Source organism: Rummeliibacillus stabekisii (assembly GCF_007988965.1).
Lineage (GTDB): Bacteria > Bacillota > Bacilli > Bacillales_A > Planococcaceae > Rummeliibacillus > Rummeliibacillus stabekisii.
Genome location: NZ_BJVD01000008.1, coordinates 123,512 through 136,660, shown reverse-complemented (window position 1 = coordinate 136,660; position 13,149 = coordinate 123,512). Strand labels below are relative to the sequence as shown.

The window sequence follows — 13,149 nt, the reverse complement described above, 5'->3', positions numbered from 1 at the left end:
GGAAATCTGGTCACTGGTATAGAACGAGGTCTTCCATCTGGTAAACTCCCTGCGAAGGCGGATGAGTATTTAGCGATCAAGCAGGCGGAGAAAGATGGGGTATTGGGTGGGAAGGGTATAGATAATGCTAATAGACTTATTCCAGGGATTCCAGGAAAGCCTACCTCAGGAGATCCAACTAATCTAGGGAAAAATTTATTAGAGAAAATGGGGTTACCTCGCTCTGCAAGTTGGAAAGGTTATCAAGCTCAACATGTAATTCCTTCTCAATTAAATAAACATCCAGTTATTAAGAAAATCGGAATGGACATGAATGATTCTACAAACGGTATATTTTTACCTATACCTTCTGAAGATATTAGTGGTTTATCCAGACATAGAGGATTTCATAGCGTTTATAACAATGTGTAAGAAAACAGCTCGATAAAATGAATGTTAATCAAGATTTAGCAGTTTTAGAAAAACAAGTATATGAACTACAACAAAAGCTAAAAAAGGCGGTTGAAAATGGATTACCGTTATACAAGACTAAAATAAATAATATAGAGGAATTTTTCAAGAGTGGTAAAAATAAAAAACTGCCTGTTTGGAGCAGAGGCGGTGGAGCAACGGAAGAGTTATGGGAAAGGTGGTTATCTAAATGAAATTTGGTGAAAACACACAATTAGTAGAAGAGGTAATGGACTTTATTGCTAATAATAAATTGTTCAATAATAAAAACTTTCATGTAAAAAACTTAGAGATAATAAATGATTTCGATGAAGCCCAAAATCGTGCCTGGTCTCAGGATTCAAGTGAAGTTGATACTGTTTGGGAATATGTTAAATCCCGGGAAGCAGAAGATATTGTTGAAAAGATATATAATTTTGATTTAGGATCTCAACAAAATGATTTATATGACTTTTTTAGTGACAACGATAATTATTCAAATGACTTCCTCCCTTTTGATTATATTGATATCAATGAGGAAGTTGAGGGAGACCTCACGATGTGTGCATTAAATCGATTAGTCAATGGGAAAACAGATAACTTTTATGAGAAAATCTTTGAGGTTTATAAGCAAGGAGGGTGGCCTTGTGGCTGGAAGGGTACATATCCAATGGGTGAGATTATTGTGTATGTACCTTAAATTAAGAGAATTACAAACCTTGATTGGCAAAGTGCCTTTCAAGGTTTAATTTATTAGGGGCTATACTAGAAGAATACAGAGAAATGTTAGAAGATGAATCACAAGAAATAAAATTGCTCCTAAGATAGATTCTTTATTAGGCTTATTAGAGTTGTGACAAGATATGGTTCTATAAAATTTCACTTACAATTATTGAAAAATGAAAGACAAAAGAATTAAAAAATAGCACTTGATTCAGAGTTTGAGCATCAGGTGCTTTTTTGCATTTATTTGGGTTGAGGTAGGCTTAACGATTGTCTGTCCACCCGCTGGACTCGTGGCAGGGGCTGCCTATACGGCTATAGATGTCGGAGGAGCCATCGCGGGAGAAGATCTTATATCCGGCAGAAAACTATCAGATAACGAACGTCTAGTAAGAGGCGCATTTGCAATTGTGCCGGTGCCGGCGCAGTTGCAGGAAAAGCCTTATTAAAAAATATGCCAGCTCTTGCGAATGTGATGAAGTCCGCCTATAAAACAGTTGAGAATGCAGGGGGATCTGCATTAAAGTCGACGCTGGAACATGCGAGGAATCTAGGAAAAGCCCATGGCAATCAGCTGAAATTCACCCTAAAGCATCCCGTTCTCGCTGCAGTCACATCAAAGACAGGCCAACAAACAGTCCGCCAATCCGCCAGATTTATCGACAATGCCCTCCGCCCAATCGAAGTCCGTGCGGTTCAAACAACCGCTGGAAATGTAGTCACCGGTGTAGAACGAGGTCTTCCATCTGGTAAACTCCCTGCGAAGGCGGATGAGTATTTAGCGATCAAGCAGGCGGAGAAAGATGGGGTATTGGCTGGTAAGGGCACGGGTAATGTAAAGCATTTGGATGATGTACCAAGAATAAAAGAAGTTGAAGTTAATTTTAAAAGAAATGATAAACATGACTCCGAAGAGTTTGCAAGACAATTGAAAGACCAAGAAAAAGGTATGAATGAACTAACAGTTGATGAGTATTTAAAAAATCGTGAGAAGTATATTGAACAAGGGCGTGCAATAGAAGGTAACGCTGCACAACAAGCTGCTAGGGAAGAAGCTTATGTACAAAAGATAAATGAACTACAAAGAGAAGGATTAACGTTATCGAAAGCTAAGAAACAAGCTAAGGAGTGGTTAGATACTCAAGCTGCACTTCACAACCCAGACCAGATAGCGGGAGGAAAGGCAGAAGTAATAGGAGGTTTGGGAGATAAGAGAATAAATTCATCAATAGGTAGTCAATGGCGGTATAGGATTGATATTGTTGATGAACAAATCAAGGAATTAGCAAAAAGTATGACACCAGAATAACTAAAAAATACTTATTTGAATGTGAAATTAACACATTAGTGGGAGGAGTATAAATGGAAAAATACTTAAAAGATTTTAAATTGCATAATAAAGTTCCGAGTGAAATCATTGAAAAATATATGCAACTGGTACCAAATGAAATTATAGATTTATGGAGTAATTATGGATTTGGTACATTTATGCAAGGTTATTTTAAAAGTGTAAATCCAGAGGAATTTAAAGAGATTTTGGGAGAGAGTAGTCAAAGATACAAGGATTCAGTTGTGTTGTTTGCTACAGGTATGGGTGACCTAGTTATTTGGTCAGATGGATATGTTAGACTACTTAATTACAGGTATGGTGTGGTAAAGACAATTATGTTTACATTTGAATTTTTCTTTCAAAATATTAATGATTTGGAATTTAAAGATGAAGATTTGTCTTGGCAACCTTATCCCGAAGCCCTTAAACAATATAGTGAGTTAGATTATGATGAGTGCTTCGGTTATACACCGCTATTAGGTTTAGGTGGAGCAGAAAAAGTAGAGAATCTAAAAAAAGTCAAACTGAAGGAACATATTCTTATTATTACTGAATTTATGGGACCAGTTCAGTAATATTCGGGAGTATGTGCCTTATTAGGAATCAGGTGTTTTTGTTTTTTTAGAAATCTTAACTTTGGACGATATTGGATATTGCTTTACTGAAATTCATAGCTCATGAAGGTAGTACCATCATGGAGTAATAATTTTATATTTGGATTTTGTGAGAAGTACGATAAATAGGCGAGATGACATTTTACATGGCAGCGGTAGTTATGGCATGGATTGGCTAATAAACTAACGAGAATGACAAAGCTCGTGACGATAAACAATGGATAACGTGAAGGGCGTTCTATTACTGCTTTGGATTAAAAAATTTGGGTTGTGTTTTTACTAAAGACGGCCGTATAATACTCGCTATTCGTTTAAAAAGCGTTACATAAATTTTAATTTTCGTAACGGGAGGGTGAAAAGTTGAACGTTGTTGGGTATATACGAGTCTCCACTCAAGGGCAAGCTAAAGAGGGATATAGCTTGAAATATCAAAAAGATGAAATTAAAGCCTACTGTGAAGAACAAGGCTTGAACTTGATACATATTTTTAGAGATGAAGGAATTAGTGGCGCAAAACTGAATGAAGAAGCATTAGAAATTGACAGGGTGGGCTTACAGAAAATGTTGGCTCACCTTTCGTCTGTCCAAGTTGATTTAGTGGTGGTGCTGAACACAAGCCGATTATGGCGGTCAGATATTGTAAAGGTGCTGATACAACGAGAGTTGAAGAAATATGGCTGCGATATTAAAAGTATTGAACAACCTTTTTACAGTTTCCATAAGAAAGACCCAAATGACTTTTTGGTCAACGGGGAACATGAAAATGCTTGGGAAAAAGAAATGTTAATAAAAGAAGAGGGTTTAACTGAAGAACAGGCTGAAGAGCGTGCAAGAGAAAATGTATTTTATGTTGCAGCATCGTTTACGGAATTTATTGACAAGTTACATGACTAAGTATTTTAAGAAAATAAACATCAAAATCAAGAGCTCATGAAGTTTGTACCATACGATAATTAGGCGAGATGACATTTTAAACCTACGATATATTGTTACAGGGAACAAACCAAATTAAACAGGCTCGTGGGTTTACAGATAGAATTAGTAATGAATTAATTTATAAAATTAAAATAAAGCACTTGATTGCCTATCTAGGTAACAGGTGTTTTTTGTTTTTTATGAAACAATTATGCTTTGAAATGATGCTTTACTGAAATTCATAGGTTATGAAGGTAGTGCCGTCATGATATTTTAACATGTGGGTAAAGTATCCGAATATAACGTTATAACATAAAAGTTAAGTTAGGAGAGTAAATAAAAGGAGCCATCACGGGAGAAAATCTCATATCCGGCAGAAAAATCTCTGATAACGAATGTCTAGTAAGGGGCGCATTTGCGATTGTGCCGGGTGCCGGCGCAGTTGCAGGAAAAGCCTTATTAAAGAATATGCCAGCTCTTGCGAATGTGATGAAGTCCGCCTATAAAACAGTTGAGAATGCAGGGGGATCTGCCTTAAAGTCGACACTGGAACATGCGAGGAATCTAGGGAAAGCCCATGGCGATCAGCTGAAATTCACCCTAAAGCATCCCGTTCTCGCTGCAGTCACATCAAAGACAGGTCAACAAACAGTCCGCCAATCCGCCAAATTTATAGACAATGCCCTTCGCCCAATTGAAGTCCGTGCGGTTCAAACAAACGCTGGGAATGTAGTCACTGGTGTAGAGCGAGGACTTCCATCTGGTAAACTCCCTGCGAAAGCGGATGAGTATTTAGCGATCAAGCAGGCGGAGAAGGATGGGGTATTGGCTGGTAAGGGTGCGGGCAAAGGTAATGCTGTACTAAATGAAGAAAAAACATTAGTAGAAACCGGAAAACATTTTACTAATGGAAGAAAATACACCAGGAAAAATAAAAGGCCAAGATCATGCGGGCCATTTGGCAGGAGATAGATTTGGAGGCTCACCTAAAATTGATAATTTGGTTTCCCAATTATCAGATGTTAATTTAAAGCAATATAAGAAAATTGAAAATGAATGGGCAGCAGCTTTAAAAGAAACACCTCCCAAAGAAGTAACAGTTAATGTTGAAGTAATTTATTCTGGAAAGGATATGCGTCCTGAGAAGTTTTCAGTGAAATACACTATTGATGGCGAGGCGTTCTCTGAAACTCTTATAAATTAACCGAAGGAGTGGAAAAGTAGTATGAAAGAGTTTGAGGAAAAATTTAGTGAATTACAAGCAGATATGATATCCATATGTATGGAATATGCTGAAAATAGAGCTGATAAAGTCTATGTTTATGCTTCTTGTGAGGAAAGTATTTTTTCGAGTAAGTTCTTTTATTTAATTAACAATAAGTATGTAAAGCCCCATAAAATGAATGATGCATTGGAGGATGGTGATAAAACATACAATGTGTCTACAGAGCGTCAGTTTATGGTTTTAGATATATTAAATGAGGATATCGAAAAAATCCAAGAATTGTGTAAAGAATATGAAAGAGACATGCCAACAGAGATGAAATTAATATATGATGTTAAGAGTGGAAATTTTAAGGCTGATTACAAGTATGAATTAGTTTATACGCATGACGAGATTAAAACAGCAAGTTATATTTTTAATGAATGGTTTGAAGAAGTACAAAATAATAATCTTTAGATTGTTTGTAGTTAAAGATTTGCAGATAAGTTTTAAACTAGTATTGTCACGACATAAAATGATACCATACTGATTACTACAAAAAATTGATGATTTATGCCACTTAAACATGTGAACTTAAAGCACTTGATTGTCAATTAAGGCAACAAGTGCTTTTTTGCGTTTTGGTTTTCCAATTCAAAAAAAGGCAGAAGTTATAGTTGTTATTAGATCTAAATAAAAAACTATAATCATTATGAGAGGTTAATTATATGGAAGTATAAAAAGTTGGGCATTTCTCCTAATCAAAAGAGGGAAAGTGATGTGAAACTGATTAGAGAATATATTAATAAACAAAAATAATCTCTACTAGAGTTATTTATTGTAAATGAAAATACATACTTCATGATGGTTGTCCCATCATAGAGTAATACGTGTAATGATAGTAGAGAATATGGATGATGAGTTTTGGTGAAATAGCATTTATTAGTTGATGGATATATAGAATTATTTTAGTCCTTGTAACAACATGTAAAAGGTGCCACACTACAATAAAAAAATTAGAATTTATGCATTAAAAGGTCTAAGTAAGTGTTTTTATTGGCTGATTTTTAATTAATCTTGAGATAAGTGCACCCAATTACTTTCTTTGATTAATTTTATTTTATATGAAGAACCTACAAAGTCTAACATTTTTTGATATGCTTGAACGTTATCATCATTATCATATACGTCTATTTGAACATATTCCTGAATGATAAAGTTCGTTAATGAATTTGTATTAACAAATTCACTGAAAAATTCTCTTAGCATGAGAGAATCTATTTTTTTCAAAGGTTTATCATTTATAAGATAAATTCTAAAAACATTAAGAGTTTCGTTAATATCTTCTTCATCCATATAGCATAGAGGTTCTAATTTTCTATCCTCATTTGTAAATGGTTTCTTAGTGTCTTCAATTATTGCATATGATAAGACATGTTCATCTTTAAATACCAGATAAACTTCTAAATCACGCAAATTCAATACTCTTTTAAGTGAAATCAAAATTACACCCTCTTTTTCTGAAAATCCGAAGTTTCTTTAACTACTTTTATTTCCTCTAGTTTACTATTTCTCCCCTAAACGGGCCAATATTACTTTAACTAAATATGAAATTGGTAGTAAATCAAAAAAGGTCATTGCTATTGGAATTAAGGTAGTATTTAGTTATTTATTACCTAATTTCAAAAAGTATTTAAGTAAATTATCATTGAAATAGAGTGAAAGAATATAATCCCTATTATTCATTTTATCTCACTTAACACCTCTCTCTTCTTACTTTTTAAATAATTGACGAACCCATTACCATAATTTAATTAGGATTATTATATTATGGTGAGATAGTGAAGAAGTAAATATTTGCGGTGAAAAAATTGTGATGGCTAGTTTAAAACTTTAAATTATGGCTTGTTGTATAAGGGGTTAAAGTACAAGATTGTCTATTCTCGAAAGAATGAGTCATTATTTGTCTAATTATAGAAAGAAAAAGTATAAGTCTAAAGAATTAAAGCCTTCAGGAGTACTCATCTGTCATCATCCTTATTCCATTAATGCTAAAATTTAGTATTTTATTTGTTATAATGGAAATATATTAGGAGGTAGTACAGATGAAAAAAGTTTTAAGCACGATGGGTTTATTGTTATTAACAAGTATTTTAATGGTAGGATGTGGGGCAACAAAACCGAAAGAAACGGTAAAGGATTTTTTCACTGCATTTAAAGATAGTGACTTGAAGAAGGCGAATACATATGTTAAAGGCGATATTCATTTACCTGGAGAAAGCGGAAATGGAGATAAGGTAGAAAATGAGAAGGGGTTAAAAGCGATTGCTAAAAGGTTCTCTTTCAAAGAACCAAAGACTGTTTCTAGCGCCAAGGATAAAGCAGTTGTATCTGCCAAAGTGACATCAGTTGACGTAAGTGATGCAACTAAAAAAGTGATTGAAGAATTAAAACCGCAACTTAACAGTTTACAAGATTTAGATGAGGTAGAGTTTGATGAAAAAGCAAATGAATTATTAATCCAAAAGTTAGCAGATAAGAATATAGATTTAGTAACGAGAACTGTGAAATTGAATCTTAAAAAGAACAAAGACGGGGAATATCAAATTATTAATGATGATCAACTCATGGACGTATTCTTCGCTAATAAAGATAAAGTGCAAGACGTATTGCAAGGCATGGAGTAAAAATTTTATGCTCCATTAAAAGAACGGCTATAAATGCCGTTTTTTTAATGGAAAATTGTAGTTTACTACAATTTATTTGGATACATAGGGATTCCCAGTTATCCAAAAACGCCATGGATAATCCTTGGCTTCGCCAGAATTGCCGATGCCGATACGTGGGCCAGAGGAGATATCCTCTGGTAATATTCCTGCTGCAATATAGAGAGGTGGTTCAGTAAAGAGGCCGCCATAATCATTCATAGTTATGCCAAGAGCTTTTGTTAATTTGCCTGGACCGCTCGTCAGTTTTTTTAAATCTGTTAGTCCTCTCCGTTCTTTCATTAATTCAATTCCCGTATGAGGTTCTACTGCCCGAATGAGGATGGCTTCGGGCTTATCTGTGCCGGAGCTTACGACGTTTACCAGCGTATGGGTATGCATTTGGTACGTATAAATATGGCCGGCTTCTGAATACATGATTTCAGTGCGTTTGGTGCGTCTACCGCCAAAGCTATGGGCTGCGCGATCACCGGGTCCCATATAGGCTTCGGTCTCAACAATATAGCCGGCAGTGGTTCCTTCATTTGTTTCCTTTACAAGTAAGCAGCCAAGCAAATCTCGGGCGAGTTCCAGAGTGTTTTTTTGGTAAAATTCAATAGGCAGAATCAACTTGTCCGCCTCCTTTCTTTATATTTTTTCCCTTTGCACCATAAAAATAACAGGTTACGTACATACCAATTTAATAATAAATAAGGAGAAAATCCAAATGATTAAAAACAAAAAATCTTTCATCGCTTCCTGTATTCTTTTAGTAATTTGTATGAGTTTATTTTTTCCATTTCCAAATAACAAAATGCTTGGAGCTCGTTCAGTCTTTATGTCTTTTCCTATTCAGAATGAAAATGGTTATGTTTTGATGGGCATTGTAGGGTCAATTTTATACGTTATAGCTATGATTTTGTTCGCCCGGTCTCTGAGAAAATATCATATACGAACAATTCTAGTAGTTGTTATTATATATTCTCTTTTGCCGTTGCCTTTGATTGCAGTCTATCAGAAGACAATCGCAAGCGGAATTGCTGCAGTTTCATACGATGGAAAGGGTACCTGTAATTTTGAATCCCCGATTAAGGGGCTATTGAAAGGGGAGTGTGATCTCTCACTGTATAATCACAGCAGTAAAAGAGTCATTATAGAATTAGAGTTTTTAGATGAATATACAAAACCTATGGAGTCATCAGTAATGAATATAAATGGGCCTTTTAGGATTGTACTAGAACCCAACCATAAAAAAGAGTTCATCTAAAAGAGTTGCTTGATGTTTCCGACTTGTCCGAGTACATAGAAAGTGGGACTTCAAATGAAGTCACTTTAAGATAAGTGACAAACGTAAAACACGTATTTTTTAGTTAAAGGTCATAAAGATGAAATATCATTTTTATGAAAATAGTCTCTATAATGGTTATTTAAAATAGTAATAAAGTTATTTGTTTACATTTAAAATTAGGTCATTGTATAATTATATATACTTATAAAAAATAGAGGATTTTAAATATCATGGTAAATTCTTCGTTCTACTTTTTTAATGTTTATAGTGTATTATTGACCATTTGCCTTTCTTTTTTAGGCTGCTACCTTGCCGTTGAATTTAGCAGAAAACTAAGAATCGCTATACATAAATTTAAAAAAATGATTCTTTACTCATTTATTTTAGGCTTTACTTTTTGGTCTGCGAACCTGTTAATAGTCGTTTCGGTTGGTGCTCCGGTAGCTAATCAATACTACTACTTTTTATTGAATTTGTTGTGTAGCTGTATCGGTGCCTTTGTGTCTTTGTATGGGGCTCAAAGGGAAATGGAGACAGAGATACAATATATTGCTACAAGTCTGGCGCTAGGATTGTTTATTATAGTTGCAGACTATGGTGCTTTTACTGTTTTATATCATCAATACATAGAAATGAAGCCTGTTTTGGTAGTAATGGCCTGCTTGCTGATTTTCGGCATGTCCTTTTCTTTAGTACGTTTTTTAATTCAGATTACGAGAGAAGAGATATATAGCCTTTACACAAAATGGAAAAATATCGGTTGTTTAATGGCTGGTATATCCTTAGGGATCATTCCTTATCTCCTACTGATATCATTTTTTGATTTTTCAAGTGTACATGCAGGACAGCAGGAGCATCAGTTCATTCTTTTGCCTTTTATCTTATTAATTGGAGCTAATATCTTTTTAACGCTTATTCCAGATTTATTTGGTGAAGTGATTCTCAAAAAAAATGTGGAGTCATATAAATCGCTGTTCAATCATAATCCGGATGCTGTATTTTCGGTTGATTTAGCAGGCAATATTCAAGATGTGAATGAAGAAGCATCTCGGTTGTCTGGATACAGTATTGAGGAATTATCAGGTATGTCTATTCAAGCACTCATCAATGCACCTGAAAAAAACATGTCCAAATTATTTAAAGAAGTAATTAATGGCAAAGTGACGCTGACAGAATCAAAGCTCTTACGTAAAGATGGAAGCTATGCAGATGTCTCCATAACAGCGGTCAGAATGATTATTGATCATATAACCATTGGTGCCTATGGCATTGTCCAAGATATTACAGAGCAGAAAAGGGCACAGGAGAAGCTTACATATATTGCTTATCATGATGATCTAACAGATCTTCCGAATAAACGGAGCATGGAAAAAAGAGTAGGTCAGACGATTGAAGAAAATGCGCACTTTGGTTTAATCTATATTGATTTTGATCGATTTAAACGAATTAATGATAATTATGGACATAAGTATGGAGATATGGCATTAAAAAAAATGTCTGCTCGTTTAAACGAGTTAATGCCTTCAGATAGCCTACTTGCAAGAATAGGTGGAGATGAGTTTTTAGCTTTTATTCCCCAAAAACAAGATATAGAAGACCTTGCAAAAGACATTCTATCAGCTTTTTCTTCGCCTATTAAGGTACATGACAATGAGTTCCAGATTACCTGTAGCATCGGCATTTCCTGTTACCCAGAAGATGCAACTTCGTTAAAGGATTTATTCATTTTCGCAGATTTAGCCATGTATCAGGCGAAAGAAAATGGTGCTAACAACTATATACGATACAGCAAAGAAATGACTGGGCATGTGTTAAATAGGCTTGAGCTTGAGAATGATTTGAGAGATGCATTAACAAATCATTCGATTATGGTCTATTATCAGCCGAAATATAATAGTCAAAGCAATCGTATGATTGGAGCAGAGGCCCTAGCAAGATGGCAGCATCCGAAATACGGCTATATCCCACCGAATATATTTATAAGAATAGCGGAGGAGTCGCAGCTCATCATTGAATTAGAAAGAGAAATCATTAAGATAGTCTTCGGACAAATTCGTAGATGGCTCGATGAGGGAAACCAAGTGCCGAGAACGTCAATTAACTTATCATCAGTGCAATTTTATCGTGATGATTTAATTCCTTTTTTGCAACAAGCATTGGAAACATATCAAATAAGCAGTGAGTATGTTGAGTTTGAATTAACAGAATCGATTATTTTAAGAGACAGGATTAATGTGAATGAACGTTTCGATGAACTCATTGACATGGGCTTTGAACTTTCGATTGATGATTTTGGCACAGGCTACAGTTCACTCAGCTACTTGCATAAATTGGCGATCAACCGTTTAAAAATTGATAAAAGCTTTATCGATGATTACCAAGAAAATGGAGAGGTTATTGCGACGATTATCTCCCTGGCAAAACAACTGAAGCTGAATGTGATTGCAGAAGGAGTCGAAACGAGGGAACAAATTGATTTCTTAAGCGACCTATCCTGCTATGACATCCAAGGGTATTACTTCTCACCACCGCTTCCTGTCTGTGAATATGAAGGGAAGCTGCAAACTCTTAAACAACCTATAAACAAATAAAATATTTGAAAAATGAAACACCTTATTGTTTTGCTTTAAAAGCCAAACAATAAGGTGTTTTTAAAACTCAGCTCATAGCAACTTGAATATTCTTTTTTGTAAAAGCTTTTAATACAAAAAAGAAATATAGAGTTGCGATGAAATAGATAAAGGATGTAATACTGAAAACAGCTGCATAGCCCCAGTAAGAGCCATAAGTGACAACCAGTGTTGTGGAAACAGGGCCCATAAAAGCCCATCCTAAGTTGAAGGCCATCTGGTTTGCAGAATTTGCAACACCTTTAGAACGATCGTTCACTAACGACATCATCAAAGACATTTGAATGGGATTACCTGCATTCATAAGGGCTTGCCGAAATAGAAAAGCAATCGATGCTATAAATAGATTTCCGGTGAAAGCTGTGATGAGTAAAAAAGGTAGAGATAGCATTTGCAAAAGCACAACTGCTTTCACCTCGCCGAACCTCTTGACCACTGCAGGCCCTAGAAACATAGCGATGGCAGTTCCTGCTTGGCCAACGGATAAAATTAGGCCAATCGCTGAGTTGGATGCATGGAAACGGTCCGCAAAATATAGATTCAAATAGGGAATGACAAGACCAGAGCCTGTTCCAATCAATAGTTGGGAAAGGAAAAAAATTAAGATTATCTTGCGACTTACCGATCCTATTGGCTCCCTTAATAAAGGCGGCTGTTCAGCATCCTTTAAAGGCTCTGCTAATTTTGCGAAAGGAATCATGGCGCTTGCAAAAATGATGGAGCCAATCAACAATGCCAAGCGAATAGCGCTAATATCTTCAACAAGTAGTTTGAATACATCTGTTAAAAAACCGCCTAACAAGTTGCCGATAACATTCGCCGCTGTGGTAATGGCAAAGTGAAAGCTGAATAGATGTACCCGCTGATCTGCTGTTGAATTTTCTGCAAGCATGGGAATCACCATAACCTGAAAAAATGCCGTAGCTCCGCCTAATAAAAAGGCGATGCTTAATAAAAGGCTCGCTGATTCTAACACGGATCGTAGCAGCATAAATATACCTGCTGCGGCAAGGCCAAAGAGAAGTATCTTTTTCCTGCCTTTACGATCGCCCATTATGCCAGCTGGCAAAAGAAATAAAGCCGTGGCAAGTGATGTGAGAGAGATAACCTGCCCGTTCATCGTATCTTCATAGCCTAGTGACCGAATATAGAAATTATAAATAATCGCTGTAATGCCTAAACCAATTTGGATAAAAATATTTCCTAACAATAGTAATTTAATATTTCGGTTATACGACTTGAAAAAAGTAATGGATTCACGAAACATAATATAATTCGCCTTTCTAATTATTCGTTAATCTAAATATAATG

16 protein-coding genes and 1 pseudogene are annotated in these 13,149 nt (G+C 35.4%); 14 read left to right on the top strand and 3 right to left on the bottom strand.

Features of this window, described 5'->3' with window-relative positions:
- The 11 genes and pseudogenes from RST01_RS16220 to RST01_RS16195 form a co-directional block, all read left to right on the top strand.
- Positions 1 to 411: AHH domain-containing protein (locus RST01_RS16220; RefSeq protein ID WP_244946726.1), on the top strand; the 411-nt coding region annotated here is incomplete at its 5' end.
- 17 nt (positions 412 to 428) lie between these two features.
- Positions 429 to 644: a hypothetical protein gene (locus RST01_RS16215; RefSeq protein WP_244946725.1), complete on the top strand. Its 216-nt coding sequence runs from the start codon at positions 429 to 431 to the stop codon at positions 642 to 644.
- Positions 641 to 1,129: a cytoplasmic protein gene (locus RST01_RS12790; RefSeq protein WP_147197340.1), complete on the top strand. Its 489-nt coding sequence runs from the start codon at positions 641 to 643 to the stop codon at positions 1,127 to 1,129. Before RST01_RS16215 ends, RST01_RS12790 begins: the two co-directional genes overlap by 4 nt.
- Positions 1,130 to 1,370: 241 nt before the next feature.
- Positions 1,371 to 1,601, top strand: coding sequence for a pre-toxin TG domain-containing protein (locus RST01_RS12785; RefSeq protein ID WP_184117567.1), 231 nt, complete (start codon positions 1,371 to 1,373; stop codon positions 1,599 to 1,601).
- Between the two features lie 413 nt (positions 1,602 to 2,014).
- Entirely contained in the window at positions 2,015 to 2,461 is a 447-nt protein-coding gene (locus RST01_RS16275) for a polymorphic toxin type 15 domain-containing protein (protein WP_147197366.1), read from the top strand.
- 53 nt (positions 2,462 to 2,514) lie between these two features.
- Entirely contained in the window at positions 2,515 to 3,057 is a 543-nt protein-coding gene (locus RST01_RS12775) for a T6SS immunity protein Tdi1 domain-containing protein (protein ID WP_144454110.1), read from the top strand.
- A 399-nt stretch (positions 3,058 to 3,456) separates the two neighbouring features.
- Positions 3,457 to 3,990, top strand: coding sequence for a recombinase family protein (locus RST01_RS12770; RefSeq protein WP_147197336.1), 534 nt, complete (start codon positions 3,457 to 3,459; stop codon positions 3,988 to 3,990).
- Positions 3,991 to 4,434: 444 nt separating this feature from the next.
- Positions 4,435 to 4,983: a hypothetical protein gene (locus tag RST01_RS16205; RefSeq protein ID WP_244946723.1), complete on the top strand. Its 549-nt coding sequence runs from the start codon at positions 4,435 to 4,437 to the stop codon at positions 4,981 to 4,983.
- Entirely contained in the window at positions 4,970 to 5,215 is a 246-nt protein-coding gene (locus RST01_RS16200) for a DNA/RNA non-specific endonuclease (protein ID WP_244946722.1), read from the top strand. The genes RST01_RS16205 and RST01_RS16200 overlap by 14 nt, the downstream gene beginning before the upstream one ends.
- Positions 5,216 to 5,236: 21 nt before the next feature.
- Positions 5,237 to 5,692 (top strand): immunity protein YezG family protein, encoded by a 456-nt coding sequence (locus RST01_RS12755; RefSeq protein ID WP_147197333.1) that lies wholly within the window; start codon positions 5,237 to 5,239, stop codon positions 5,690 to 5,692.
- A 222-nt stretch (positions 5,693 to 5,914) separates the two neighbouring features.
- Positions 5,915 to 6,034, top strand: a pseudogene (locus tag RST01_RS16195) (immunity protein YezG family protein); the annotation flags it as partial.
- A 252-nt stretch (positions 6,035 to 6,286) separates the two neighbouring features.
- On the opposite strand, the gene RST01_RS12745 reads toward RST01_RS16195, so the two are convergent.
- Positions 6,287 to 6,718 (bottom strand): terpene synthase, encoded by a 432-nt coding sequence (locus tag RST01_RS12745; protein WP_147197331.1) that lies wholly within the window; start codon positions 6,716 to 6,718, stop codon positions 6,287 to 6,289.
- Between the two features lie 602 nt (positions 6,719 to 7,320).
- Between RST01_RS12745 and RST01_RS12740 the strand changes: the two genes are divergently transcribed.
- Positions 7,321 to 7,902: a DUF5105 domain-containing protein gene (locus tag RST01_RS12740; RefSeq protein ID WP_147197329.1), complete on the top strand. Its 582-nt coding sequence runs from the start codon at positions 7,321 to 7,323 to the stop codon at positions 7,900 to 7,902.
- Positions 7,903 to 7,974: 72 nt separating this feature from the next.
- Here RST01_RS12740 and RST01_RS12735 read toward each other — a convergent pair whose 3' ends face one another.
- Positions 7,975 to 8,550 carry a DNA-3-methyladenine glycosylase gene (locus RST01_RS12735; protein WP_147197327.1) on the bottom strand — a complete coding sequence of 192 codons (576 nt, stop codon included), beginning with the start codon at positions 8,548 to 8,550 and terminating at the stop codon, positions 7,975 to 7,977.
- A 97-nt stretch (positions 8,551 to 8,647) separates the two neighbouring features.
- On the opposite strand from RST01_RS12735, the gene RST01_RS12730 reads away from it, so the two are divergent.
- Both RST01_RS12730 and RST01_RS12725 read left to right on the top strand, forming a co-directional pair.
- Positions 8,648 to 9,187 (top strand): hypothetical protein, encoded by a 540-nt coding sequence (locus RST01_RS12730; protein ID WP_244946721.1) that lies wholly within the window; start codon positions 8,648 to 8,650, stop codon positions 9,185 to 9,187.
- 548 nt (positions 9,188 to 9,735) lie between these two features.
- Positions 9,736 to 11,799 carry a sensor domain-containing protein gene (locus RST01_RS12725; protein ID WP_184117568.1) on the top strand — a complete coding sequence of 688 codons (2,064 nt, stop codon included), beginning with the start codon at positions 9,736 to 9,738 and terminating at the stop codon, positions 11,797 to 11,799.
- 67 nt (positions 11,800 to 11,866) lie between these two features.
- Here the strand turns inward: RST01_RS12725 and RST01_RS12720 are convergent, their stop codons facing one another.
- Positions 11,867 to 13,105, bottom strand: a complete 1,239-nt coding sequence (locus tag RST01_RS12720) for an MFS transporter (RefSeq protein WP_147197324.1) — start codon at positions 13,103 to 13,105, stop codon at positions 11,867 to 11,869.
- Between the last annotated feature and the right edge of the window lie 44 nt (positions 13,106 to 13,149).